The 25,324-nt window shown below is 44.0% G+C and carries 27 protein-coding genes; 4 read left to right on the top strand and 23 right to left on the bottom strand.

What is annotated here, in order from left to right:
• Window positions 1-238: 238 nt before the first annotated feature.
• The 4 genes from FHT67_RS26615 to FHT67_RS26595 form a co-directional block, all read right to left on the bottom strand.
• Window positions 239-781: a ribonuclease FAU-1 family protein gene (locus tag FHT67_RS26615; RefSeq protein ID WP_347880130.1), complete on the bottom strand. Its 543-nt coding sequence runs from the start codon at window positions 779-781 to the stop codon at window positions 239-241.
• Between the two features lie 140 nt (window positions 782-921).
• Window positions 922-1,449: a DEAD/DEAH box helicase family protein gene (locus FHT67_RS26610; protein WP_347880129.1), complete on the bottom strand. Its 528-nt coding sequence runs from the start codon at window positions 1,447-1,449 to the stop codon at window positions 922-924.
• Between the two features lie 585 nt (window positions 1,450-2,034).
• Complete coding sequence (locus FHT67_RS26600; RefSeq protein ID WP_132309787.1) at window positions 2,035-2,574, bottom strand: NADPH-dependent FMN reductase; 540 nt, start codon at window positions 2,572-2,574, stop codon at window positions 2,035-2,037.
• A 320-nt stretch (window positions 2,575-2,894) separates the two neighbouring features.
• Window positions 2,895-3,308, bottom strand: a complete 414-nt coding sequence (locus tag FHT67_RS26595; RefSeq protein WP_167201862.1) for a carboxymuconolactone decarboxylase family protein — start codon at window positions 3,306-3,308, stop codon at window positions 2,895-2,897.
• Window positions 3,309-4,141: 833 nt separating this feature from the next.
• Between FHT67_RS26595 and FHT67_RS26590 the strand changes: the two genes are divergently transcribed.
• Window positions 4,142-4,975, top strand: coding sequence for an MBL fold metallo-hydrolase (locus FHT67_RS26590; protein ID WP_208403565.1), 834 nt, complete (start codon window positions 4,142-4,144; stop codon window positions 4,973-4,975).
• A gap of 125 nt (window positions 4,976-5,100) precedes the next feature.
• On the opposite strand, the gene FHT67_RS26585 is transcribed toward FHT67_RS26590, so the two are convergent.
• From FHT67_RS26585 to FHT67_RS29775, 4 genes are all read right to left on the bottom strand, one after another.
• A complete protein-coding gene (locus tag FHT67_RS26585) occupies window positions 5,101-5,268 on the bottom strand; it encodes an SDR family oxidoreductase (protein ID WP_347880131.1) in 168 nt (55 codons plus the stop codon).
• Window positions 5,269-5,277: 9 nt separating this feature from the next.
• A complete protein-coding gene (locus tag FHT67_RS26580; RefSeq protein WP_167201861.1) occupies window positions 5,278-6,342 on the bottom strand; it encodes an Atu2307/SP_0267 family LLM class monooxygenase in 1,065 nt (354 codons plus the stop codon).
• A 2-nt stretch (window positions 6,343-6,344) separates the two neighbouring features.
• Complete coding sequence (locus FHT67_RS26575) at window positions 6,345-6,824, bottom strand: MarR family winged helix-turn-helix transcriptional regulator (protein ID WP_243867473.1); 480 nt, start codon at window positions 6,822-6,824, stop codon at window positions 6,345-6,347.
• 405 nt (window positions 6,825-7,229) lie between these two features.
• Window positions 7,230-7,832, bottom strand: a complete 603-nt coding sequence (locus FHT67_RS29775) for a hypothetical protein (RefSeq protein ID WP_208403562.1) — start codon at window positions 7,830-7,832, stop codon at window positions 7,230-7,232.
• A 203-nt stretch (window positions 7,833-8,035) separates the two neighbouring features.
• On the opposite strand from FHT67_RS29775, the gene rpmG reads away from it, so the two are divergent.
• The gene (gene rpmG / locus FHT67_RS26565) at window positions 8,036-8,185 is read left to right on the top strand and encodes a 50S ribosomal protein L33 (protein ID WP_015844858.1); all 150 of its coding nucleotides are present in this window, start codon (window positions 8,036-8,038) and stop codon (window positions 8,183-8,185) included.
• A gap of 207 nt (window positions 8,186-8,392) precedes the next feature.
• Here rpmG and FHT67_RS26560 read toward each other — a convergent pair whose 3' ends face one another.
• Entirely contained in the window at window positions 8,393-9,424 is a 1,032-nt protein-coding gene (locus FHT67_RS26560; protein WP_132309777.1) for an aldo/keto reductase, read from the bottom strand.
• 229 nt (window positions 9,425-9,653) lie between these two features.
• Between FHT67_RS26560 and FHT67_RS26555 the strand changes: the two genes are divergently transcribed.
• Together FHT67_RS26555 and FHT67_RS26550 are read left to right on the top strand one after the other, a co-directional pair.
• A complete protein-coding gene (locus tag FHT67_RS26555; protein WP_167201859.1) occupies window positions 9,654-10,571 on the top strand; it encodes an AraC family transcriptional regulator in 918 nt (305 codons plus the stop codon).
• Window positions 10,572-10,698: 127 nt separating this feature from the next.
• The gene (locus tag FHT67_RS26550) at window positions 10,699-11,673 is read left to right on the top strand and encodes a tRNA dihydrouridine synthase (protein ID WP_132309773.1); all 975 of its coding nucleotides are present in this window, start codon (window positions 10,699-10,701) and stop codon (window positions 11,671-11,673) included.
• A 248-nt stretch (window positions 11,674-11,921) separates the two neighbouring features.
• Here the strand turns inward: FHT67_RS26550 and FHT67_RS26545 are convergent, their stop codons facing one another.
• The 14 genes from FHT67_RS26545 to bioD form a co-directional block, all read right to left on the bottom strand.
• Window positions 11,922-12,317, bottom strand: coding sequence for a hypothetical protein (locus FHT67_RS26545; protein ID WP_132309771.1), 396 nt, complete (start codon window positions 12,315-12,317; stop codon window positions 11,922-11,924).
• Window positions 12,318-12,608: 291 nt separating this feature from the next.
• The gene (locus FHT67_RS26540; protein ID WP_132309769.1) at window positions 12,609-14,540 is read right to left on the bottom strand and encodes a fructose-1,6-bisphosphatase; all 1,932 of its coding nucleotides are present in this window, start codon (window positions 14,538-14,540) and stop codon (window positions 12,609-12,611) included.
• Window positions 14,541-14,744: 204 nt separating this feature from the next.
• Window positions 14,745-15,251: a GNAT family N-acetyltransferase gene (locus FHT67_RS26535; protein ID WP_167201858.1), complete on the bottom strand. Its 507-nt coding sequence runs from the start codon at window positions 15,249-15,251 to the stop codon at window positions 14,745-14,747.
• A gap of 337 nt (window positions 15,252-15,588) precedes the next feature.
• Window positions 15,589-16,770: an MFS transporter gene (locus FHT67_RS26530; protein WP_167201857.1), complete on the bottom strand. Its 1,182-nt coding sequence runs from the start codon at window positions 16,768-16,770 to the stop codon at window positions 15,589-15,591.
• A 41-nt stretch (window positions 16,771-16,811) separates the two neighbouring features.
• On the bottom strand, window positions 16,812-17,372 hold the full coding sequence (locus FHT67_RS26525; RefSeq protein ID WP_167201856.1) for an NAD(P)H-dependent oxidoreductase: 561 nt from the start codon (window positions 17,370-17,372) through the stop codon (window positions 16,812-16,814).
• A 245-nt stretch (window positions 17,373-17,617) separates the two neighbouring features.
• Window positions 17,618-18,193, bottom strand: a complete 576-nt coding sequence (locus FHT67_RS26520) for a TetR/AcrR family transcriptional regulator (RefSeq protein WP_208403560.1) — start codon at window positions 18,191-18,193, stop codon at window positions 17,618-17,620.
• 236 nt (window positions 18,194-18,429) lie between these two features.
• The gene (locus tag FHT67_RS26515) at window positions 18,430-19,152 is read right to left on the bottom strand and encodes a hypothetical protein (RefSeq protein WP_208403559.1); all 723 of its coding nucleotides are present in this window, start codon (window positions 19,150-19,152) and stop codon (window positions 18,430-18,432) included.
• Window positions 19,153-19,190: 38 nt separating this feature from the next.
• Window positions 19,191-19,913, bottom strand: a complete 723-nt coding sequence (locus tag FHT67_RS26510) for a hypothetical protein (RefSeq protein ID WP_167201853.1) — start codon at window positions 19,911-19,913, stop codon at window positions 19,191-19,193.
• Between the two features lie 397 nt (window positions 19,914-20,310).
• Window positions 20,311-20,706, bottom strand: a complete 396-nt coding sequence (locus tag FHT67_RS26505) for a VOC family protein (protein WP_167201852.1) — start codon at window positions 20,704-20,706, stop codon at window positions 20,311-20,313.
• Window positions 20,707-20,841: 135 nt separating this feature from the next.
• On the bottom strand, window positions 20,842-21,672 hold the full coding sequence (bioC, locus tag FHT67_RS26500) for a malonyl-ACP O-methyltransferase BioC (protein ID WP_167201851.1): 831 nt from the start codon (window positions 21,670-21,672) through the stop codon (window positions 20,842-20,844).
• Window positions 21,635-22,384 carry an alpha/beta fold hydrolase gene (locus tag FHT67_RS26495; protein WP_167201850.1) on the bottom strand — a complete coding sequence of 250 codons (750 nt, stop codon included), beginning with the start codon at window positions 22,382-22,384 and terminating at the stop codon, window positions 21,635-21,637. Before FHT67_RS26495 ends, bioC begins: the two co-directional genes overlap by 38 nt.
• Entirely contained in the window at window positions 22,381-23,556 is a 1,176-nt protein-coding gene (bioF, locus tag FHT67_RS26490; RefSeq protein ID WP_167201849.1) for an 8-amino-7-oxononanoate synthase, read from the bottom strand. Before bioF ends, FHT67_RS26495 begins: the two co-directional genes overlap by 4 nt.
• A 12-nt stretch (window positions 23,557-23,568) precedes the next feature.
• Window positions 23,569-24,567 (bottom strand): biotin synthase BioB, encoded by a 999-nt coding sequence (gene bioB, locus FHT67_RS26485; RefSeq protein ID WP_167201848.1) that lies wholly within the window; start codon window positions 24,565-24,567, stop codon window positions 23,569-23,571.
• A 5-nt stretch (window positions 24,568-24,572) separates the two neighbouring features.
• Window positions 24,573-25,322, bottom strand: a complete 750-nt coding sequence (gene bioD / locus FHT67_RS26480) for a dethiobiotin synthase (RefSeq protein WP_167201847.1) — start codon at window positions 25,320-25,322, stop codon at window positions 24,573-24,575.
• Between the last annotated feature and the right edge of the window lie 2 nt (window positions 25,323-25,324).

The raw sequence follows: 25,324 nt of genomic DNA, 5'->3' as shown, positions 1-25,324 counted from the left end.
CATTACTTTGAACAGCGACAGCAAGAAGCCATTATGAAGCAAGCTGTTCGCAGGCTTGAGAGTCTTGGTTTTCAGGTTGCTCTTTCTGCCTCAGAGGCCTCTTAACCGTCCTAATCTCTCATAATTTCGAAGAAGCACAGTTTTAAAAAAACATAAAAGCTGGGCTTGTTTTCGTGCTGCCATTTTTGGGTCTGAGCTAAGAGTAATTTTCGGGGTAGCTCAATAAATTGTCCTACCTTTACATCTTTTGGAGCAAGAATTCTTTGTGTTCTTCTGATAGCTTCAATAAAGTAAACTCATTATGCTTAATTAATTCACTGAGCATATTTGATTCTTCCGTAGCTAAATCATAAAGTGTTTTATTAATGATTCCGCTGATAAGAGCTCCTTCTAGCTCATCTGTGTCCTTATTAATTACTTCCCCAGATGGTAATACAATTAAATCCAGAAACAAATCGTCCATCCAAGGCACATTATTCTCACTAACACCATTCTGAGAACATATATCTATGTACCACTGCACGATATTACCTTTTGAATCAAACATTGTCGTTACCGAATGATTTCGACCTGAAGGGAATTGCTGAAGCCATAGATAGCCATCGTTAACAATACAAATTTCTTCTCCGTTATACTCAACGTAAAGTGGGTCTGATACTTTGACAATTCGAAGAAGGGTCACATAACCATTGAAGTTATCCGATTCGATAAAAGATTGAGCATACTCCCTAACTAAAACACGTTGCCAGTCTGAACGATCTCCAAATTTTCTTTTTAACACCAATATCCCCCCCATGCTCTGCATCGAGATAATATTACCGTATATTGGGACCATCCTGCCCTTAATTCAACAAATGCTGCATTAGCCCCTCCGGATCTCCTGCAGCATTGATTGAACTATCGTCTCCCGCTAGTTGAATTCTAGCTAGCGTACTGTAGAACCCAAGCTTTAATTTGAACTGCCACTGCTTCTTCAACATTGTTATTAGTTGTAACAACGGTAGGCATAGGTGGGTCAAATGCTGAATCGGAAATTTCAAGTAACTCTTTAGCGAAGTTTTTATAATCCTGGATCATCTCATCAGTCCAATTTCTCTCTCGCAAGCGTTTTTCTCGAGTCAAATCATCACAATGTAAATTGAGATAATACACATGTTTAAAGTAAGAGTAATCTACGCATTTCTCTACATCCCATGGCATTGCAGTTCCACAAATGATAGAAATTCGACCGCTTTCAGCTATATTGCGGGCTACTCGAAGCCAAACATTTAATATCTTTGCATCATCTGTTACGCCACATTCCAGTAGGTTATCGATGTCAAAAACATCTACATTAGGTAGTATTCTTCTTAGTTCAGTAATTACAAAAGTTTTACCTGAACCACTTGAACCGGTTACAATAAATAAAGGTAATTTCTTTTCCATTTTAACATTTACTTCATTATGCACTGAACTTCCCCCTAGGCTGTTCCAATAGTTTCCTGAAATTTAGACGTACAGAAGTTCCATTTGTTGCGTTAATCTGCCCGTTACTTCAAAGAACAACGGCAGCCGATCATGTGCTGGCTGCCGCCGTATCTTGTGGAACTATCGTTTCCCGTTACTTCAATGGTTTTACTTAAAAAGAGTACATTCAAAACGCTCGACTCCTGGGTACTTCTCTCCTAGGCTCAATATCGTGACTACTGCCTTCATGTGCCAATATAATACCACATATTGGAACTAAACTCCCTTTAGTTCAACAAAAAAGCAACCGATCGTTGTAAGCCGGCTGCTGTCTCATTGTTACGCTATCGTTCCTCGATAGTTTAAAGAACTTCAACAAATTTTATTGTAGAAAACTAGTGTAGCTTTATCATTTAATGCTTTCTGATCACCTGTCTTGGTGAATCCCATCTTCTCGTACCGATCTGACCGCTTCTACCGCCCAAGCTGACACTTGCGATTCATCATCGAACGCTCAACCAAAGTATTACAAAACGAGGTGCCGCAGGAATCTGATCCTGAGGCACCTCGTTTTTTTAATATCATCTATTAACGCAAGGTTTTCAAAGCACCGCTCCAAGCTAACACTTGATCGATCATGCCATTTACATTCGCCAGGTGATACTCTGCTGGCTTAAGGACACTTCCGTTCTCGAAATCCGTAAATAAAGATAGTGACGCTTGCGTACGAACGTCCGCCACACACAATTCTCCCAGAATACCTCTCAGATGCTCTGCTGCGCGTGCACCGCCTACAGAACCGTAACCAACAATGCCCGCTGCTTTATCATACCAAGCTTCCCGTGCATAATCTAACGCATTTTTCAAGGAACCTGTCACGCTGTGATTATATTCTTGAACGATAAAAACAAAGCCGTCCAAGCTCGCGATCTTTGCATTCCATGCCGTCGCTTGCTCTGTAGCATCAACCTCACCTAGAAGAGGCAGCTTATAATCCGCAATATCTACAATTTCGTAGTTAGCATCTCCACGTCTGTCGGCAATGTTTTTGACCCATTTGCCAACTTGAGGACTCAAGCGACCTTGACGCGTGCTTCCCAGAATAATACCGATGTTGAGCTTTGACATGGTAACTCCTCCTGAAAATAAGTTAAATAGCTTGTCCTTTTTTCTGCATCAATAACATCATCCGGATGACTATTATATCGCTCAAAGTTGACTTTTGTACTGTAGTCGATTTAATTAATAGACTAAGGGGCTTCCGAAACGAAAAAATAGGGCCGCCTAGGTAAGGTGCCTATTTCTTCTATGCCCTTGTCTAATTACGTTTTCGAAAGTTGAGTTTTACAACTTAAAGATACCGCCAAGGACTTTCCAAATAAAAGACATACCTCCACCTCCTTTTCTAGATCGATCGTTCCCATAATAAGTGAGCGATCTTAATTTTGTCAAGGGTTAGAACGCATGTTCGTAAAATTTTTGTACATATGTCTTGCGACGTCTCTCCTCTCGAGAGAAACCTTGATAACATAAATGACAATCCGCGGCTTTGGATATATCCCCATGAACGGCAATGTCCTGCCGGCAAATCCAGAAATAACTGAAGCGACGCGCTCTGCCCCTTCACGACTCCCCTTCAGCCCCTTCATGGCATTAATGGCTTTTGGGAATCCGCCGTACGCGACGGATTGAATGATTACTTCCTCCATTTCCTCGCGAGTCAATCCTGCGTTGGTACCGGCAACAAAATGGATTTTCAACTCCGACTCCAAGTTTAGCACGGACAGCATGGCGATCGTCGCGATTACCCTTTCCCGCATGGTCAGCCCTTCGCGCCCGTAAATATCCCCGAACCATTCCACAACTATGTCTCCTAAGTCGCCGAAATCGAAACGTGGCTTAGAGATGGTTTAATCGGAGCCGTCTCATGTGGTGGCAAATCATTTGGGGCTTTCGCTGCTCAGGTTCTTTCAGGCTGCCGAGAAATTCTCTATGGTGCGGAACGGGTATTATTTCTGTCCGCAGCAACAAGTGCTATCTTACCGAACGACAGACCTCCACGAGTGGAGACATTTGCGATAGATACGTTGACAAACGGTTGAAGGAATTTGTATTATGAGAACGATCGGTCTCATTATTGCAGGTGAATCAACGACAAAGAGGAGACAGGGGAGTAACCGTGGCAGTTGGAGAAAATGAAGTCTTTATCGATAGTGTGCGTCAAGTTTTCATACTCATGGCGGCGGCGTTGGCATTCAATACGCGCTGGATTACCCGAACGAATTTCGCGGTCTGATTCTCCAATCCAGTGCTCCTACAATGAGCAAAACCGAACCGTTTATGCAAGCGGTAAACGATTTTGTTGCACAAACCTATGCAAAAGCCAGCCGAAACGATCATAACTTGTCAAGTAGACAGCTATAAAAAGTAATGTTTGTGTGCTTTGAACGTTTCACGGCATTCCACCGAGGAAATGTCGTTTAACTCCCTCTTTCGCTATGAGACAATCGCCTGCGTGTGATACTTCGGCAAATTCCAGAAACCAGCCTAAAAAGGTAATAATCTTGAAGAAAAGGCGGATAATATGGAAGATTAAAGTAGAGGATGCGACCATTCTCCGCCCTCTGAGAGTCGCATTGCAGTTTACAGTGATAGCTATATGATGGAGCAAAAAATAAATTTAAGGATGATCGAAATGTCAAACTTACAATTCGCTGAATTAAGCGTAAAACGTGACAGCCTCACAAGAAATCTGCCAGAAGCAAATGAAGAACTTCAATGGGTTTCCAATACGGCTATCCTTATTTATGGAGAAAAGGATGCAGTTTTAGTCGATACTTTTATTACTATTGAACATAACCATAAATTGCTTGATTGGATAAAGTCAATTAACCGTAATTTAAAATATATCTATATTACGCATGGCCATGGAGATCATTTCTTTGGAATCAAACAAATAAAAGAAGCTTTTCCCTATGTTAAAGCAATAGCAACAGAAGGAACGGTTAAAGAAAGCTATAAACAAGGAAGTCTAATTGAAAGTTTTTGGGATAAACGATTCCCTAATCAAATTCCAGAGCCCCAGGTTTTTCCTGATGTTATCGATACAAATTTCTTTGAGCTTGAAGGAAATCGGTTGGAAATCATTGAATCCGGGTTTACGGATACTGCAAATACCACCTCATTATGGATACCGGATCTTGAATTACTAGTGGCAGGTGATGTGGTTTATAATGGAATCCATCCATATCTAGCTGAAACAACCAAGAGTACTCGACTTGAATGGATTCAAACAATAGATCGCTTAAAAAGACTAAATCCTAAATTTGTTATTCCCGGACACAAAGTTCCTGACAATGATAATAACCCCAAGATTTTGGATGAGACTAAACAATATCTGTTAGACTTTATTCGTTTGGATAATGAAACAGACACCGCTTTAGATTTATTTCATGCCATGCTTCATCTTTACCCGAACTTAGTGAACCCTGGATCTCTTTGGGGATCTGCTAATGCTGCCAAAGCTTAAACCTTACGAAGTGCTTGCTTTATATGCCCCAAAGTAGTTCAATAACGCATCAAAGACCAACCTGGTGATCCAAATCCAGGTCGGTCTTTTATTTAATCTTTTTGAATTCACTTGGCTTTTGGATATCACCAAGCTGATGCTCCGCCGTCAACCGCATAGTTAACGCCAGTGATATAGGCTGCTCGATTAGACGACAGAAATGCCGCAAGCTCCACGATCTCTTCAGGTTTACCAAAACGCTTGAGCAGCGTCTTGCTTGTGATTGCATCGCGGGCCGCCTGATTATCACCGATTTTAACAATTTACGCTCTTGCTCCTGTCCCTTCAGTCTCCAACTTAGCCACTTCTTCCCGAACGCGAGGAGCCACTACTGTTCCCAGTAATTCGATTGCCTTCATAACTTCCTCATGCGGCATGGTTCCAACCGGTAAATGCATGAAAAATCGGCTGAAGCCTAGATGTTTGCGCATAAAAAGAATCTTGTTAGCCACTGTTTCCGGATCACCAAGGTATAAGGCCCCCTCTAAGGAACGGGAAACATCGAATTGTGCACGTGTATATGGCGTCCAACCGCGCTCTTTGGCGAAATAATTAAAGGAAGCCTGAGTAGGCGGAAAATATTGATCAACCGCAAGCGAGTTGCTCTCTGCGACATACCCGAGTGAATGTACGGCTATCTGTAGCTTCGACACATCGTGTCCGGCTCGTTCGGCTGCTTTCTTATAAAGCGGCACTAGGGGAGCAAAGTTTAACGGACTCCCACCGATAATGGCTAATACAAGCGGCAGCCCCAGCTGCCCTGCCCTAATTACAGATCCGGCATTACCGCCGCTGCCAAGCCATACAGGCAGTTTACTCTGAACAGGCCGCGGGTAAATTCCCAGATCCTTAAAGGCCGGTCGGAATCCGCCTTTCCAAGTTACCTTTTCCGATTCCCTCAATTTCAATAAAAGCTCTAACTTTTCCTCGAATAACGCATCGTAATCATTTAAGTTATAGCCAAACAAAGGGAAAGCATCAACCATTGACCCACGGCCTGCTATTATTTCGGCTCTCCCATTCGAAATACCGTCAAGCGTTGCAAATTGCTGGAATAAACGGACCGGATCTGCTGCAGAAAGTACGGTAACCGAGCTCGTTAAGCGAATGTTCTTAGTCATTGGAGCTGCAGCCGCCAGAATAACGGCGGTTGCAGAATCTCCAAATTCCTTCCGATGATGCTCGCCAACCCCAAAAACATCCAGCCCAACCTTATCAGCAAGAACGATTTCCTCAACTACCTGACGCAGACGTTCCGCATGACTGATGGTTTCACCTGTTACAACATCAGGTGTTGTCTCCACAAAGGTATCTACCCCTATTTCCATGTTTAGTCCTCCTGTTTCTGATTGTCTGTGTTGTCACGGTTTTTGATGCCGTAGCCGATCTTCTTCATTACATCGATTAACTCGCGCTTCTCCTCGTCGGTCGCGAAAGACAACTGCTTGGAAATAAATTGAGCATGCTTTGGAAAAATATTGTCAAAGCTGATTCGACCAGCAGCTGTTAAGGAGACATTCGTTTTTCTACGGTCTCCTGGAATAGGAATCCGTTCGACCAACCCCTTTTTTTCAAGCTTGTCCACCACATAGGTGATACTCCCGCTTGGAATAGCAAAGGTATCGCTGATCTTCTGGATTGGATGAGGACCTCTGTTATAGAGAAGCTCTAGAATGCGAAAATTCTCGGTACTAAGCCCGTAGCTTTCGATATCATGCTCCAAGCTCGCGTACAACTCTTTTACCATATTTCTCAATACGCGAATTAGCTTTAGATCAAGTTCCATTCCTTCTGCATCGCGTTCGGACAATCTGCATCCTCCTATCTAGGTGTTCAATTAATTATCCTAACATTATTTATTCTAACTTTAGGATAATTAATTGTCAATCTTATCTGTCTTACCAATTCATTCAGACTTTAGCAGAAAAACCGGATCATTCTCCTTTAGAGAATCGATCCGGTTTTTGCGCGAGTACATATTGATTCTGAAGCGATTCCAGGTACTCATCCTGGTACTGCTTCTCGTCCGGATTAACCGCCAGACCAGGCTAAGTACATCAGCACAATCGGTTCTTCCGCGCCATAACAGAGAGCTTCCCGCAGCTCCTTAGTGCCTGCCCTTTTCTTCAATGAAAACGATAGTCGATCATCCGAGCATCTGCCGTAGTGTTCATTCAGCTATAGCCCTCCCGATAGCTTAATGGTTTTACCTCATCTACTGTCCCGCACCGCCTATGCGATTTCCGTTTTCATCGAAGTACGTAACTGTTATCGGTTCTGGCATTAATTCATGTTTAAGCGGGTTATATCCACCGTCTCCGTACCACTCATGAATCCTGTATTTATCACTACGAACAAACCAGTTTTTATAGTCGTAGTAATACACATCTACATCCAAAAACGAACTTACTTCGGCAAGCATTTTTGTGCCATCCCGCTCAACCATCTGCTCCTCGATACTGGCAGTATAAAATATTGAAATGAAACACCCCCAAAAACATCCACAGCCAACAGTTGCCAACAGTGCTATCGTCCCGGCCGTACGAATCAACACTCGGAACCTTTTCGTGTACATTAGTAGACAAGCTATAAGTCCACAAGAAAATGCGGCAAACAAAAGTAGCAACACGAAAAAGCCTGCCGATATGACCCAATGACGATAAGTAAGTCGGAACGCAGCCAGTATTAATAATGAAGCTATTGCGAAGAAAACTAAGGCGGCTATTAACAGTAAGGTTATAATTGTGAATTTAACCCTCCCATTTTGCTTTTTAAACCAGTCAATTGGAACAATAAGTGTTGCTATTGCCTTTACCACCTTTCATTCGACATTGCCTTTGGAGGTCTGCTTCGAGCGGGTATCGATACAACTCTCTTCTACGTTCCCCGCGCAGCTGGGCATAAATTTGAGTAGTTGATGCTTTTTCATGTCCTAATGAATTAAGGCATATTCTTTATTTCGTGCTGATCACGTGGTTGAAGTCATACATAATATGGTAATGAAGGAAGGTGATAATCATCATGCGAGTGATCATTACTTTAGCATGTACGGAATGCGGTGCCCGTAATTACACGACAATGAAAAACAAGAAAAATAATCCGAGCCGCCTGGAGCTTAGCAAGTACTGTCCTTCTCATAAAAAGATGACGCTTCATCGAGAGACAAGATAAGTGAGAAACGGAGCATACAAAGTGCAGTCTACTCCTGTATGTTTATTCTATTTGTCTCGCCTTAGTTGTTAAAAGACGGAAGTCGGTCATAGTGACCGACTTCCGTTGTATTTATTGAACTATAGTTCTACGTCGCCGCAGCTGAGTGGCTCAGGTTCATATCCTTTACATTCCTTCTTTATAAAGTAAGCTCACGATTCTCTGCTGTCAAAAAAGCGGTCCCAGGCGATCTCTTTTCTGATAGTCAACCATCCAACCTGGATATTCAGGAGGCAGTGTGCTCACTTCGTCAAGTTGCCGAATTTCATCATCCGTCAGTTCTAAATTTGCGGCTTCCAGATTTTCTTCCAACTGTTCCAATCGTTTCGCGCCAACAAGAACAGAGGTTACTACTGGTCTTGTCATCAGCCAAGCAAGCGCCACACTTGCTATACTTGTCCCATGTGCTTCTGCGATCGGTTTTATCTTATCAATGATATTCCAAGCTCGCTCTTTATCTACAATCGGGAAATCAACCGCAGAGCGGCGCGAATCCTCTGCCTTTTGATTGTGTCGATCGTAACGCCCTGACAGCAGACCGCCAGCAAGCGGCCCCCACACCAGAAGTCCCATCTTCTTCGCTTCCATCAAAGGTGCCAGTTCTCGCTCAACATCACGGCTTGCAAGAGAATAATACCCCTGAACCGTTTCAAAACGAGCGAGATTTTTTCGTTCAGAAATACCAAGAGCGTCAGCAATTTTCCAAGCATGCCAGTTCGATACGCCTATATATCGCACCTTCCCCTGTGTTACCAGATCATTCAAAGAACCTAAAGTTTCTTCTATAGGCGTCAAGAAATCATCGGCGTGAATCTGATACAAATCGATATAATCCGTCTTTAATCTCTTTAAACTTGCTTCCACTGCATTCATAATATGTCCTCTTGAAGCACCGACATCGTTACGTCCCATACCTGTTCGTCCGGCGGCTTTGCTGGCAATTACAACTTCCTCCCGCGCAATACCAAGATTGCGGAAGGATTGTCCAAGAATAATTTCACTTTCGCCTTCTGCATAAATATCAGCAGTATCAAAGAAATTAATTCCGACATCGACACTCTTTTTTATCATCTTGTCGGCTTCTTGCTGCCCAACAGAACCGAGAATTTTATGGGTATCCTTTCCACTCGTGAACGTCATTGTGCCTAACGCAAGTTGTGAAACTATAAGTCCTGTATTTCCAAGCTGCTTATACTTCATTCTGTATATCCTCCTTAATATTGGGTATTTTATAGCATGACTATCATACTGCTTAGCAACCAGCATGTAACTGTCGCTACATCCGTTATTATGTGCCGTCTTCATTTTTATAGATAGTTCAATCGTATTGAATGTCTGCCTAATCCTCCAAATGGAGTTGTTTTCTTATGTACGACGTGCTCTAATGCATATTAAGAAAACCTTTTGATACTAAGGGGTGATTACTACCATGGACAATTATCAGGAAAATGTACAAGAGGTCCTGAACCGCTTATTAAATGTAATTCTAAAATTACCTTTACGTACTAACCGATTTCAGACAGTAATTCCCTTCCTTCAAATCTTGACCGAAAAAAGTCCGACTGTTGCATCAAAAGGTCCATTAAAACCGTCTCTCTGCATTATTGTGCAAGGGAAAACGCACATGCAGATTGGAGAAGAAACTATTGAATACAAGCCGGGGAATTTTCTTGCAACAAGCGTAAATTTGCCGGTTAAAGGTCAGGTGGTAGAAGCTTCAGTCGATACTCCGTATATGGCGCTTCGGATTGAATTGCCACCTGGAGAAGTCGCCGCTGTCGCAACTGAAGCCGACCTTAAGCTCCAACCAAGATCTGAATCGCATCAAGGCATTTTTGTTGGAAAAACAACACTTGAAGTGGCGGAAGGTTTCGAAAAATTGATTAAACTCTTACAAAACCCCAAAGCCGCAAAGTACCTCGCACCAGCAGTAAAAAGAGAAATTATCTTCTGGCTGCTAGCGGGCGAAGAAGGTGCTGCTTTTTACTTCAGCATGTTATGGCATCAGGAAGCTTCCGAGATAAGCAAGGTGGTCGACTGGGTTACACATAACTTTAATAGTAACATTAACATTAAAGAGCTGGCTAAACTTGGGAATATGAGTGTTTCTAGTCTTCATTACAAATTTAAAGAAGTTACCGGTAAAACACCTTTACAATATCAAAAACAACTTCGTCTTCAAGAGGCGAGAAGGCTTCTGCTTGACGGTGCAAATGTTACCGAAACGGCACTGCAAATGGGCTACCAAAGTTCGACTCAATTCAGCCGCGAGTATAAGAGATTGTTTGGACTCTCACCCGTTCATTATCTCCGATCCCGTAATGATGCCCTTTCGAATCAGATATAATTTATACTTAAAATGAATGATCTATAATTTTTTTTTGCATAAACGAAAAAAAATGATACTATGAATGATGGGTAAAAGACATTACAATAGCCTAACCATTTTAAATGCTGCAAAAGAAGGAGATTATATGAGTAACGAGAATTTTTGGCTTGATTTGCCGAAGCCATTTTTTATATTAGCTCCAATGGAAGATGTCACAGATGTTGTATTCCGTCACGTCGTTAGTACAGCTGCAAAACCCGACGTATTTTTCACGGAATTCACAAGTACAGATAGTTATTGCAACCCTGCAGGAATTGAAAGTACTCGTGGTCGGTTAACGTTCACAGAAGATGAGCAACCGATCGTCGCTCATCTTTGGGGCAATAAGCCGGCATTGTTTGAGCAGATGAGTATCGATATGAAGAAGCTGGGTTTTCGTGGTATCGATATCAACATGGGATGCCCTGTACAAAACGTCGCTTCCAATGGAAAAGGTGCTGGATTAATACGGCATCCTGAAGTTGCGGCAGAAATTATTCAAGCAGCCAAAGCAGGTGGATTACCCGTTAGTGTTAAAACAAGATTGGGTTACTCGGAGGTTGACGAGTGGCGCGGTTGGTTAACACATATTTTGAAGCAAGATATTGCAAATCTTTCTATTCATCTTCGTACAAAAAAAGAAATGAGCAAAGTAGATGCGCACTGGGAACTAATCCCTGAAATAAAAAAATTGCGCGATGAAATTGCTCCAAACACGCTATTAACGATTAATGGAGATATTCCTGACCGCGCAACAGGATTGAAATTAGTGGAACAATACGGCGTTGATGGTGTTATGATTGGCCGCGGTATCTTTACCAATCCATTTGCTTTTGAAAAGGAACCTAAAGAACATAGCGCGAAGGATTTTCTCCATTTACTTCTTTTGCAGTTGGATCTTCACGATAAATATTCAACAGAAACCCAGCCACGTTCATTTAAACCGCTTCTTCGCTTTTTCAAAATCTATGTTCGTGGGTTTAGAGGCGCAAACGAACTAAGAATTCAATTAATGGAAACCAAATCAACTGATGAAGTTCGTCGATTAGTGAATGCTGTCTTACAACAAGAAATTGATTGATACATTTATTTGACAAAAACATCCCGCATGGATTGCGGGATGTTTTTTTGAACATTTGCATGAATATTCTGTCAATAAAGCATAACCGTAGAAACTTACTTTAAAGCATTGTCTATACAGATTTTTATTTCTTCTCTTTTTTGATTTATTTTATCAGTCAAGTACGCATATACACCGATCACGATAATACCAATAACGCTGCCTAATAATGTGTACATCTGTATCAATCCTATCCCCGTTAATATCTATCATGCCGCGATTTCTGATAACCATGCAATTGCTTTTTGTACACCTTCAAATTCATGGTGTTGCAATTTTGTTGAACTTTCTTCAGCAACTTCTTCATTCAAGCCGTTGTTACGTACGGAATTAGTTGGATTAACAGTAGCTGTGTATTGAATGCCAGCGTTCTTTAGTCTAGGCAGCCACTCTTCAGACAACCATTTCATATCGTCTTTCATGACCAGTATATGACTGTTATCAAATAAAGCTTTCTTAGCCTTCTTGATCACGGCCAATTCAATCAATCTATCTAAAGGCTCTCTAAAATCGTCCCCCGTAGCGAAGGAATTCCATCGAATCACAACCGATTCAATTACTTCATCCCAAAAAATATGAGCGTTATTGTAGTAGTGTTGTTCCATCTATATTCTCTCCTTCAACCGTTATTGTCTTTGATAACTACATATTAATATGAAACAAAGTCATATACCAAATTAATATATTTTAGAATAGATATAGATGGGGTCTATATTGTGGAAGAATAAAAGACGGAAAACGAGACGAATGAACGAATTTATTTCGGATGGGGACTAAGTTGCAAAATGCTCTGCACCATTACGGTTAGTCGTGACTAACAATAGTGGTGCAGAGCATTTTGCTGGATGCCCAAATTTTTCATTATTGGGAACAACGGACAACCGTACTCTGGATGTTCATTTCATGTAGCGATATTCCAGGAGATTCTTCAAAGTTGAGATTTTTTGCAGCAACTTTTCCCCGACATTGGTTTCCCTTACCAGCTTCCGCTCCAATTCTTTGTCGACTAGCCTTTTTATAGACAATACATCCGTGCCGTTACATAACACATCTTCTTTTGAAATAAATTTCTGATGGGCAACGAGCTGCATGCCAAAAGAATTATATAACAAGGTATATCCGGCTATGCCCGTTGTGGATTGATAAGCTTTGGAAAAACCGCCGTCAATGACAACCATTTTCCCGTTTGCTTTCACGGGGTTCTCTCCGCGAATTTCTTTAACTGGCGTATGTCCGTTAATGATATGTCCATGATCCGGATTCATATCAAACTCCAGCAGGATTTTCCGGCAGATTTCCTCGTTTTCGCGCAAATGGTAATAAGGGTTCTTTCTTTCCTTATAGGCTTCTTTATCTTGGATAAAGTACCGTTCAAAGGTGGTCATTTCTTTCTTACCGAAAAGCGAGGAGCATTCCCCTGTCCAGATGTACCATACCATATCCGTAGCCAGATCATCCGTCTCTTCCGGATGCGCAAAGGCGTAACGCAAATAATATTCAAAAGCGTCCAGCAACCGGCGGCCCGAATACGTCTTGTCTTCAATCTGCATTTCTTCCATGTTTCCTTCTTCATCCAAAGGAATACAGCCGTGAAATAGCAAATTTCCGTTGTATTTTAAATAAAGGCTTCCCTTTTTCATCAGAAAATTCATATGTCTGGCCAGCTTTTCGGAATGCTGAACGGAGAACAGAAGCTTCTCCATCACTTGCTGCTCCTCTTCCAGCAATTGTTCCGGATGCCGTGGATTTACGGTTGCGAAGCAAGTGTTGGCCAAAGAGTAGGTTTTTCCGCCGATTTTGATTTCGGATTTGTCGTAATCGATCTGCTCCAGCAAAAGCCTTTCAGACATATTGAAGTAAGGGCGTCTCTTGATAATCGGAATTTCAAGCTTAAATTGGATCATGGCAATGGCTTGATGAATTTTGGTAATTTGCAGGATTTCCTGCTCTGAACCGTTATGGTTGCTCTGCAGCTTGGGTCTAAAGGCCGGATTGTCGTCATAGTATTTCTCTGCCAGGTTCAGCAGTGGACGAAGATTGATTCCATATACATCCTCGATGATGTCCAGATTGTCATATCTGGCGCAAATCCGGATAATATTAGCAAGGCACACCAAGGAACCCGCATAGGCGCCTATCCATAAGACATCATGGTTTCCCCACTGAATGTCTACAGAATGGTAGTTGATCAGTGTGTCCATAATTTTATCAGGCTCCGGCCCGCGGTCATAGATATCTCCAACCACATGAAGATGGTCAACCACCAGTCGCTGGGTTGTATAAGCCAAGCCGATAATGAGCTTGTCCGCCTGGCCCAAGGAAATGATTTGCCGATAGATTTCCTCATAATAAGGGTCCTTATTGTTGGTTGAATCCGTCTTGTACAGCAGCTCTTCTACAATATATACAAATTGCTCCGGTAGAGCATTACGCAATTTCGAGCGTGTATATTTGGAAGAGGCATAAGAAATGAGCTTAAGCATCCGTTCAATCGTTTGTCTGTACCACCGGTTCAAAGCTTGTTTGTCGCACAAGTCCCCTTTAACCAACTGAATTTTATCTTCAGGATAATAAACTAGCGCCGTAAAATCATTGATTTCATGATCCGTCCAATCCTCACGGAACAAAGCTTTGATTTTTTCTTTTACGGTACCCGAACCGTTTCTTAATACATGCTGAAAAGCCTGGAACTCTCCATGCAAATCACTGACAAAATGCTCTGTTCCTTTGGGAAGATTAGAGATCGCTTCAAGGTTGATGATCTCGGTTACTACTTTTTCTTCCGTATCATATTTCTGGGCTAATAAGTCTAGAAACTGTGCATCCAAAACAGATGCCTCCTTCAAAGAAAATGGTGATAGAAGTTCCCTTTAATGCGATTAATAACAGCTAGTATAACTTAAACTTCCCACATTATCCCTTGTTGCTTAAATGTATTTCTTACTGAGGAAACGAGGCTGTATGGTTTGTCGCATCGCCTGTTTCATTTACTTGGCGTAGATCAAATGGTTCCAGCCGGCCGGATGAAATATTTATGATTTTACATATAAGCAAGTAAGTATGTTGCGATTTCTCTTATTCATAAATCTTTTTTCAAGCTTCATCCCAAGTTTTTCAGCTACTTTAATGGAAGCATAGTGGGTTGCAGGCATGTTTGCGCAAATTCGCTTTAGATGTAAATCTTCGAAACCATGCATCATTAAGGCATTTGCAGCCTCATATCCAAAGCCTTGGCCCCAGAAATCGGATTTAACAATGTAACCTAAGTCATTCTCGGGTTGTCCATCTATCTCAAGCTTTAACAACCCTGCATCCCCTATGATTTCACTTGTTTTCTTGAGTTCAACCGCAAATCTGCCATATCCGGTTTGGTAATTCTCAATTCCTCTTGTTAGGATCCAATTTTCACTTTGAGAATGATCAAAGGGCTTCGGCCAAAAGCTCATAGTTAGGTCATCGGCAAGTATTTGTTGTAATTCCGGGAGATCCTCTATTGTATACTCCCTTATACGAAGCCTTGCTGTTTCAATTTTCACCATTTAGATACCCACTCCATTCTCGGCTGCTGATTGCTGTTTAAGATTTTTACCGTTACCCACATATTACCACACAACGGAACTGACTTACCCATTAGTTGAGAAACATCAGCAGGGTGTTTGAACAAAAAAGAGTGCCTCTGTACGATGGGATTACGTTATTGGATCAATAACGGAAAGACCTCTGAATGTAAGCTCAGAGGTCTTTCCGTTGTAACTAATCCGATTTTAACAAGAATCCGCAAGCTTCGCTTGTGATACAGGACACTGCTTCTAACAGCTCAAACAGAGTCATTGGGCAGTGGGAGAACCGTTTTTATTTCGTGGTACAATTATTGCTTTATTCGGTTTGACTGACTATTGAACGGTTATTGATTGTCGAGGTAACCGTAAGAAGGATGAGTACCAAAGCGAAAGATAAGGCTCCCAACCACATCGCGCCAGTTACATTGGTCGTATCGACTACCAAGCCGCCTATTAAAGCTCCCAGGCTGACAGACAATTGATAAACACCGACATAGACCGGACTCATGGCTTCTATAGCAGTCCCGGCAGTTGAATAAACCAATAGCTGCAGGCCTAAGGGAGCCATTCCCCAGGCGATAGCCCAAATAATGAAAGCTATAACTGAAATTACAACGTTATCTCCAAACAGTGAAATGCCCAGTAATGAAATAAGGAAAATAACTGCTGTTCCCACTAACAATCCCTTGAGGCTGCGTCCGGCTATGAAACCAGCGGCAAAATTGCTTATGAAGGAAACAATCCCGTAGAATAACAGTATCGCACTGAGCAGATTTGAATCGATTCCAGTAACCTTTTGGAAAAAAGGTGTTATATAGGTGTAGGCTGCAAACTGACCACTCACCGTGAGAATCGCAATCACAAAGACCGTTATTACTTTCTTTATTTTCAACAGCCCTAAGAAATCTTTTCCACGAACCCCCTGTTCCATCGGAATTCTCGGAAGCAGAATGATCTGGATGATGAAAACAGCGATCGCAAGTATGCATACTACCGCGAAAACGATTCTCAGATCAAAATGTGCGGCCATATAAGATGCTAATGGAACACTTATGACCGTGCCAATCCCAAATCCTCCGAGGACAATCGAGGTTGCTCTTGCTATCTTCTCATGCTGAACTAGTTTTGCTTGTGCAGTCATAGCCACAGCCCAGAATCCTCCAACACTTATTCCAAGGATGGTTCTTGCAATGACTAGCACAAAGAAATGGGTGGTAATCATCGAAAGTACATTAGATACAATTAGCAGCAACGACAGGCCGAGAACCGCCACCCGTCGATCCAAGCGTCCGATAGCTAACGTAAGAATCGGACCCGCAATGGCCGCCAGTATAGAAGTGGAAGTTACGGTAATTCCTGCAGTACCCTCCGAAACATCAAACCTTCGGCTAATTTCATTAAGAAGACCAACTGGCAAAAACTCAGCAAGAGAAATTGAGAAAGCCCCTAATGCAATTGCAATAATAGCAAGCCATGAATTCCTATTCTTATTGCCCAATGTCAAGCATCTCCCTGTTACATATAGACGAATGCAGCGGTTCAATGGACCTTCTTGGCATTCGTGCCTTCCGTTAATGCAACCAAAGGCTTAACCGTCGTAATATGCTGTACATAATCTTTGCTGCTTTGCGCCAAGCGCGTTAAGTCCAACGTGTTATAAGCAAAGTGAGGCAGGTACAAGGCGCTGATATAGTTGGCAAGCGCTTGAACTGGAACCAAAATTTCTTCCAGCGTAAAACGGTTCGAACCGGTCGGCTGATACGCATCCTTAGGCGCGCCATATGAGAACGCCACTCCGATTTCTTTGCCGGCTGTCTTCGTCCCCTCCGGACCGTATGCCCAGTTGTACAGTAACACAACTTCGAACCATTTTTTCAGCAGCGGCGGCGCGCTGTACCAATAAAGCGGGTATTGAAAAATAATTCGATCATGGGCTAAGACTAATTGCTGCTCCCGATGGACATCAATGTTCTCATCCGGATATTCTTTGTACAATTCATGAATCGTGATCTCATTATGCTTTTTCAATTCGTCCACCCATGCTTTATTCCAAACGGATGATTCGATATCCGGGTGGGTAACAATGACTAGTATTTTCATCTGATTCGCTCCATTCATCTAGTAATTTTATTTGTTTTTAAAAAAGCCGCATGCATTTGTTTCCTTAAAGCGATTCTGTACCTACTTGTCGGTACAGAATCGGCAAAAAAAATGTTCGCCAAACATCTGAATACCCTTCTTTCATTAGCGTAGTTTCGTTTTATATTGTACCTACCATTCGGTACAGACAGATCATAACAAAATCGCCTAGCATGTGCAATGGAAAAAAACGGAAGCAATTAGGCTCAAGAAAGCCGATATTGCGCGCGAATGATTGCGATGGCGTTCGTGAGGAAGTCGACTTCATTTTGACTTTTCTTTAATAAAATGGCGCCTTCGATCATAGATACGATGGCTCGTGCATGCTTTTTGGCATCCGTATCCGACGTTAGATGCCCCCGTGCTTTCAATTCGTTAAGTGCGCCTTCGATCGACGAAATCCACCGATCGAATATATAATGAACTTTTAGACGAAACATCTCGTCGTGTTCACTCATCTCGATGGCAAGGTTACCGGCGGGACAACCCGATTTCCCCTCTTCGTCCGTATGGATGGTTAATGTCCTGTCCAACATTTTATTTAGTTTCGTGATAGGTTCAAGGTTGGTTTCGAAAATGCCCTCGAACACATCCCTGTCCCATTCCTGGACCAGATCATCGACGACAGCCAAGCCGAGTTCGCGTTTGGACGAAAAGTAGTGATAAAACTGGCCTTTTCCAATGTGAGCCTCTTCTAAAATATCGCTGATCGATGTAGCTTGGTAGCCTTTATAATAAATTATTCTTCTGCTTATATTAATAATGTCTTGGAGTTTCGACATCTCGACACACCCTTTATGATTTCTTTTGTTAGAGCTCATTATCCGTCTTACCGGTTTGAAGAGACAAATGTATTTTATTACAGTTTATAATATTAGAGGCGAGTCTCCCACCAGGTTGAATCAGAGATTTGTGCTGTAAGATAGATTTACCTGTATGAATAATTAATATTCCTGTTAGCCTTCATGATTAAAATATTACAGAAAAAGGATATTAGGCAAATATTATCCGCCTTTCATTAATCAGCCTCTGTGGTTCCCTGTGACTGCACGAAATCCAAATCCGTCTCATTCATAATGTTCATAAACTCCGTATCCTCATCGCCGCTCTTGGAAGAGCTTCTAAGCGGTGGCGCATCTTTGGCGTAGACGGGAACATACCCGACATACAGCCTGGATGGGCGGGAATAGCTATGCGAGAATATGATGTCCATGACATGATTCTCAGTCTCCTTATTGAGCTTGTCATCCTCTCGCATGATGCCTGCCCAATCCTCAGGAAATGCCATCGCTCCGTACGGATGTTCCGTTACGTTAACGGGCTCTTCCATTTGCACACGCGGAATATAATAATTCGCTCGGTCCGACATACCGGCATTTCGATCACGAATGAGGTAGAAGCGGAATTCCTCCACTTTCTCGATTGGATTGATATTCCAAACGACATAACGGCTTGATGGATCAGAGTGATCGGTGACTCTTACCTCCGGTCTTCCGCTCATGTCCACTCTGGCCACCCTCCACTTCCGCTTCTCCCACTTCAGAAACCCCATCCCGTAATCACCTTCGCTGGAAACAAAAGGAACAAAAATAAGCCTCTCGCCCAGTTTAAGTCTGTCGAGTACAACTTCTGCGCCGGCTTCCGAATCGTATTCGTTTAACGCTGCTGTAATTTCATCCGCATTCGGAAACGGCTTTGGCTTACCGTTATAGGTACGGAAGAAAATGATCACCGCAGCCACGATTATAAGGACTAGAAGTATCAGAAGTCTTCTTCCTCTCATTGTCCTCCACCCCACTTTAACATTGGCTTCTCAGATCGGTAGTAGTAATAACGATCCTGTGTAGCGAGCAACAATCCCATTCCGTCGGCTTCCAAGTAAACGACCGCATGCAGACCGCTCCCCCAGCGAGCTTCTGCTCCGAGCAGCGCGTAAGGAAACCGTTCTTGGCGGTAATAAGCACCGTCCTCGCGTACCGATTCATAATGCCATTCCAGCGTATCCGACATATCGGCAGCCGTTACTTCACCCAGCGTATTCGCGAATAGCTTTTCTTCGAAGGTTGCCTCCCTTGCTGACGGATGTATGGCAACGAGCTTCGCTTTCTCCAGATGGGCCAAGTAAGTAGATGGATCATTTCGGTCGTATAAAGAATCTTGTATGAAACCGGCAAGCAGTGCCATCGCCAGAAATAAGTAGTTTGCCGCGAAGCCAATCCAAGCAAATTTACGATAGTCCGGCCAAGAACGATTTCGTAAAAAGAGATACAGGACCCAGAGGCCAAGTGGCAACAGTGCGATATTCACGTTCTGTCCGAGCAAAGGGATTTTGAATGAAAACGAAAATAAGCCGGCGAGTGCAGCGAGCAGCACCTTCCAGATCGGGAGCTTCCTCTCTTGCTTTCTGCTTTGACGAATTAGCAGACCAATCACTGCCAGCCAACCAAGCAATCCTGAAGCTACATCCACCACATTCCACGAATAAAGCCAGTTTAATTGCATGTCATCACCTCAATTTCTCGTTAAAAAAGTTCAGTAAGTATATGTATGTGCTTCGCCGGTTACTATACTGGTGTACCCAGGCTTTAATTGGGGCTGCGACTTCTTCTACCTTGTTATCAGTGAAAACAACTGTAGCGAAATCGATCTTTATTCATGGAACTCCCCCTAGTTTATTCCAATTGCTTCTGAAAATAAGACGTAATAACATTTCATTTGTTGCGATTTATTTGCAAATAGATGTAATACTGCCAGTTTTCGTTGGCTCTAATAGTAAATAGGCCTCGAACGGCACAATATGATTGGATTCCACTCTACTGTTCCGTGGGCCAATGGCTTTTGCAAAGCAAAAAAAGGGCAGCAAATTAAGGCTGCCCTTTCTTAGTCATCTATTTATTCATCACAGCACCTGAGCGATCTCCCACACATGCCCGTCCGGATCGGCAAAACAAGCCGTCCGCCGTCCCCATGGACGCGTTATCGGTCCATTCAATAACTTAACGCCTTGCGCTTCCAGTTCATCGCATACCCGGTCGACGTCTGGCACTTGAATCGTGAATTGAAAGCGCGCGCCATCCCCGCGGCTGCCCACCTGCGCGGGCTCAATCAACTCGCGGGCATTCGATTGATCTAACAGATTGATACTTGTATTACCGTAATCAAACACCGCGCAGTTTTCATCTTCATAAATAATGGCAAGTTTGAACGTCTCTTGGTAGAATGCCTTCGACCGCTGCAAATCTTCCACAAACAATGTGATTTCGGTAATTTTGTTCGCCCAGTCTACTGTCGCCATTTCATCCGCACCCCGATTTTCAAATTTTTACAATTCTAGTCTGATCATACGAAGTGCCCGTTCCATTGTCAATGTTAAGGCGGAGGCTGCGTTTGTCGCTTCCTTTCTAAACTGCCTGCAGTGGGTAAGAATGGTTCATTTTGCTTTTATCAAAAGCCATTCGTACGTAGCAGCGACACCGTCCTTCGTGCTGAACTTCTCCTCATAAACGTTATACATTTCAGAGAACAATTTCCGGGTGCTTAGCCCGCCTGTTTGGACTGCTTTAGAATGACTGGCACCCATTGCTTTTATGGATTGAAGGAAATCTCTTGGCGAGGCATACGTTTCCTTCTGAGTTCCCTGCTGGCAGTAGATAGTAGAAAATCCGGCTACTTTAAGAACTTCGTTCCATTGAATTGGTGATAGAAAGGATAATCCGTGGCGCTGCGGCTCAAGTCTATTTGCATGATAAACTCCAGCAAATGCTTGATGAAGCTCTTGAAACGTTTCTTGCCCGAATGTCGTGAATACCAGCGCCCCACCCTTTCGAAGGATCCTATTCAGGTGAATAAGCGTTGGCCTTGGATGACCTAACCATTGAAAGCACGCATTGGAAACAATGAGATCGAAGGAATCTGATGGAGCTTCGGCAGCCCACGTCTCCGCATCGGCTTGAAGAAACCGTATGTCCGCCGATTGTCTTGAATGCAAGCGCTGCTTCGCAGCTTTGATCATTGCGGGTGATAGATCTAACGCCGTAATCGAGGCGTGAGGCCACCGGTTCAGCAAAAGTTCAGTCAAATAGCCCGTACCGCTGCCGACTTCCAGTATTGTTGGTTCCGCTGCATGTCCCATGCTACTCCACTCTATGAGCGACTTTGCAAGTTGATCTGCCATAATACGCTGTACATCGGCATGAAAGTCATAGGAACCCTCCGCGCTTCGGTTAAATTGACGTTGAATTGCCGTCGTTCGATTGTTCATGCCACCAACTCCTGAATCGTTTTGCAATTTCCTCTTCCCTCCCCAGAAACGGTACATGACCGCTAGAAGGAATCGAATCTAGTCTAGCCTGAGGCAGTAATGAAGCAAGCTCCAATGCTGCTCCATACGGGCATATTTCATCTTCCGTGCCATGAACCAAATAAACCGGACAACGAATAAGGTTCAATCGAGACAGGACTTCCTCTTCCCGTAAAACTTGCAACCCGGCGATTAATGCCCGATCCGACCATATACCGTGAGGAGGGAGAAGCTGATCCAGCTTCGTCTCTCGTTCCATTTCTGTAAACAGCATTCGTCGAAACCTTGTTTCCACCGCTTCCCGTTCTTTCACGAGTCCTGCACTCATCCGCCTTACATAGGCATCCGCCCATCCGCGGTCGGATTCTCCCCTGGGACGAGTAAATTGAGCAGTTGCCGCAAATAACAAAAGGCCGTCCGTTAATCCCATGGCTGCAAGTCTTAATGCCAACATACCGCCAAGGGACCAGCCTCCGATTAACAAGGGACGCTTTATTTTTTTTGCCGCTGTCTCAGTAAGAAAGATCATTTTCTCCTGCGTATCCGCTTCGCAATAATTAACGGTCATATGATGATACTCCGGTAACGCCTCGCGCAAACTGTCGAATACGGAATCCGCTATACTCCATCCGGTCAACCACAAGATAGTACCGTTGTTATAAAATACAGTCATCGCAGCACCCCCATTTGATGACCGATGGCGCGAATGCAGTTAACGGCATTAATCAGTTCTTTTTCCGAATGTACGGCTGATAACGAAAATCGAAGGCGGGCTGTGCCGTCAGGAACGGTCGGTGGACGAATGGCAACCGCTGCGATCCCTTTCGCTTCAAGCTCACGACTGAAACGCAAAACAGCATCATTATTACCCACGATTAGCGGTATGATTGGAGAGTCGCCATCGCCGATTATGAAACCGGATTGACGAAGCGAAGAACGAAATAATCGGGTTGCTTCGAACAATTTCTCCCGGCGCCACTGTTCCGAAATGACCAATTCTAATGCCTTGGAAATTCCGGCCACGAGAGAAGGCGGCAAAGCCGTCGAATAGATAAGCGTCCTGGCATGATTAACCAGCCACCGAATCAAGGTACGACTGCCGCATACATAAGCGCCATAAACGCCAAATGATTTGCTGAACGTTCCCATATGGATATCGACTTGATCCTGCAGTCCGAGATCATGGCTTAATCCCTCGCCTCGTCTCCCGTAAATCCCCCCGCTATGCGCTTCGTCCACCATGAGCATCGCGCCGAACTGTTGTTTTAGAGCAACGAGTTCGCGTAAGTCAGCTTTATCGCCATCCATGGAAAAGACCGCATCCGTTACAATCAGCTTTCGCCGGCGATCGCGGTATTTGCTTAATAATGACCGCACATGTTCCATGTCATTATGACGGTACCGAACATGCTCCGCACGGCTAAGGATGACTCCGTCTACGATGCTTGCATGGTTTAAACGATCGCTAAAAACGACATCTCCGCGGCCAACTAGCGAATCAATTACTCCGGTATTAGCCATAAAACCGTTCGCGAAAACGAGCCCAGCCTCACAGCTCTGCCACTCCGCCAGCTTTTGCTCTAGCCGGCCGTAGAGCGACCGGTTGCCGGTAACTAGACGCGAAGCCCCTGAGCCGGCGCCTTCGGATAGCAGGGCTTCCTTCATGGCCTCGATAATCGCCGGATGGTCTGCGAGCCCAAGATAATTATTGGAGGAAAGATTAAGCAATGCTCGGTCGCCGCGCACCGTGTAACCGGGAGTTTCAAGGTCGATATCGTTGTTATGCATAGAACGCTCCAATGATGCATCTGACAATAATTGAAGTTTCTTTTCCATCCATTCCATGGTGTCACCGCCTTACAGTGCGTTCAACTCGATTTCGAAGCCCAAATCTTCAATGATTTGGTGATCGGCCGACACTTCTTGGCCAGCCGTCGTTAAATAGTCGCCAACAAACAAGGAATTTGCGGCGTACAACGACAAAGGCTGCAAGGTTCGTAAATTTACCTCGCGGCCGCCTGCTACCCGGATCTCTTTGGACGGACAAATCAATCGGAATAAGGCTAATACCTTTAAAGCTTTCATCGAGGAGGTGCGGCCTGCATGCTCCTGAGGAGTCCCCGGTATGGCGTTTAAGAAATTGATCGGGATCGAATCCGCGCCGAGCTCACGTAGCGCAAAAGCCATTTCAACGATTTCCTGGTTCGTCTCGCCCATGCCGACAATAACGCCGGAGCAAGGCGACATACCGTATGTTTTTACCTTCTCAACAGTTTCGACACGCTGATCATAAGTATGGGTTGTGGTGATTGAAGGGTAGTTGGCTTTGCTTGTATTGAGGTTATGGTTGTAGCGATGAACACCGGCCTCGGCAAGCCGTTTGGCTTGATCATCTTTGAGAATGCCCAGGCATGCGCAAATTTTTAGCGGCAGCGTCGCCCGAATTTCTTGAACGGCGTCAACGACTTGGTTAAGCTCCTTTTCCGTTGGTCCCCTCCCGGCTGCTACGATGCAATAGGTCCCGGCCTTGCGAGCCACAGCCTCCCTTGCACCGGCAAGCAGCGTTTCTTTATCGAGCATCGTATATTTACGGACGGGCGCCGTCGACACAATCGATTGCGAACAATAGCCGCAGTCCTCGGGGCAAAGGCCGCTTTTAGCGTTAATGATCATGTTCAGCTTCACTTTTTTTCCGTAAAAATGTCTTCTGACCGTAAATGCGGCATCCATGATCTGAAGCACTTCCTCATCGTCGGCATCGAGTATGGAGAGCCCCTCCTCTCTAGTCAGGAGCTCACCGTTAAGCGCTTTGGAGGCAAGAACTTGCCACTTCGTAGTTGCCAAAATGTTGTCCATCTCAATCATCCTTCCATGCATTGGAATGCTATTGCGTCTCTGATAGGCGCGAGCTCAACACTTTCTTGAAAAATAGGTATCAACGCTTCCGGCTTCACTGCATGATGCAAACGGGGCAATTTCCCCAGGACCTTAAGTCCGCTGTACCTTTCAATAAGCACTGCGTTAGTTTCAATGCTTGGATCATTAATCATCTCGGTGTTCTCGATATCGTTCATAATGACGCCAATGATATGAATTCCGAGCTGCTGAAGATAGGAAACGGTTAAAAGCGTGTGGTTAATCGTACCAAGTCCAGATCGGGCTACGATCAACGCCGGTATTCGGAGCTGCGCAATGAAATCTGCCACGAAGGAATCTTCGGTGAGCGGTACCGCTGCGCCGCCGGCACCTTCCACGATTAAAGCTTGATAACGATGAAAGAGCGGTTCTCCCGCGGCGATAAGCTCTCTTAACGTGAGCGTTACTCCAGACTGCCTGGCAGCGAGCATCGGAGTTAGCGGGGCTTCGAATGAATAAGGAGCAACGACTTCAGGTCGTTCCTCAATCCCCGCAAGACGCAATAGTCTTTCGGCATCGGTCATTCCGCTGCCGATCCTTTCACCGGATTGCACGGGCTTCCATACCCCAACGTTCAGCCCTTCGGCACGAAGCGTTGCGGCAATAGCAGCCGTTACGATTGTTTTTCCGACTCCGGTATCCGTGCCCGTCACGAATAAACCGGATAGAGCTCTTTTAGCAATAGCTTTGTTCATCC

Source organism: Paenibacillus sp. BK720 (assembly GCF_011761545.1).
Lineage (GTDB): Bacteria > Bacillota > Bacilli > Paenibacillales > Paenibacillaceae > Pristimantibacillus.
This window is presented reverse-complemented; position numbering and strand designations above follow the sequence as displayed.

Bases quoted from the DNA above. Each gene is read 5' to 3' on its own strand.
- FHT67_RS26600 (WP_132309787.1), bottom strand. From the start codon at position 2,574: ATGTCAAAGCTCAACATCGGTATTATTCTGGGAAGCACGCGTCAAGGT.
- FHT67_RS26590 (WP_208403565.1), top strand. From the start codon at position 4,142: ATGTCAAACTTACAATTCGCTGAATTAAGCGTAAAACGTGACAGCCTC.
- FHT67_RS26580 (WP_167201861.1), bottom strand. From the start codon at position 6,342: ATGGAAATAGGGGTAGATACCTTTGTGGAGACAACACCTGATGTTGTA.
- rpmG (WP_015844858.1), top strand. From the start codon at position 8,036: ATGCGAGTGATCATTACTTTAGCATGTACGGAATGCGGTGCCCGTAAT.
- FHT67_RS26560 (WP_132309777.1), bottom strand. From the start codon at position 9,424: ATGAAGTATAAGCAGCTTGGAAATACAGGACTTATAGTTTCACAACTT.
- FHT67_RS26555 (WP_167201859.1), top strand. From the start codon at position 9,654: ATGGACAATTATCAGGAAAATGTACAAGAGGTCCTGAACCGCTTATTA.
- FHT67_RS26550 (WP_132309773.1), top strand. From the start codon at position 10,699: ATGAGTAACGAGAATTTTTGGCTTGATTTGCCGAAGCCATTTTTTATA.
- FHT67_RS26545 (WP_132309771.1), bottom strand. From the start codon at position 12,317: ATGGAACAACACTACTACAATAACGCTCATATTTTTTGGGATGAAGTA.
- FHT67_RS26535 (WP_167201858.1), bottom strand. From the start codon at position 15,251: ATGGTGAAAATTGAAACAGCAAGGCTTCGTATAAGGGAGTATACAATA.
- FHT67_RS26525 (WP_167201856.1), bottom strand. From the start codon at position 17,372: ATGAAAATACTAGTCATTGTTACCCACCCGGATATCGAATCATCCGTT.
- FHT67_RS26520 (WP_208403560.1), bottom strand. From the start codon at position 18,193: ATGTCGAAACTCCAAGACATTATTAATATAAGCAGAAGAATAATTTAT.
- FHT67_RS26510 (WP_167201853.1), bottom strand. From the start codon at position 19,913: ATGCAATTAAACTGGCTTTATTCGTGGAATGTGGTGGATGTAGCTTCA.
- FHT67_RS26505 (WP_167201852.1), bottom strand. From the start codon at position 20,706: ATGGCGACAGTAGACTGGGCGAACAAAATTACCGAAATCACATTGTTT.
- bioC (WP_167201851.1), bottom strand. From the start codon at position 21,672: ATGAACAATCGAACGACGGCAATTCAACGTCAATTTAACCGAAGCGCG.
- FHT67_RS26495 (WP_167201850.1), bottom strand. From the start codon at position 22,384: ATGACTGTATTTTATAACAACGGTACTATCTTGTGGTTGACCGGATGG.
- bioF (WP_167201849.1), bottom strand. From the start codon at position 23,556: ATGGAATGGATGGAAAAGAAACTTCAATTATTGTCAGATGCATCATTG.
- bioB (WP_167201848.1), bottom strand. From the start codon at position 24,567: ATGGACAACATTTTGGCAACTACGAAGTGGCAAGTTCTTGCCTCCAAA.
- bioD (WP_167201847.1), bottom strand. From the start codon at position 25,322: ATGAACAAAGCTATTGCTAAAAGAGCTCTATCCGGTTTATTCGTGACG.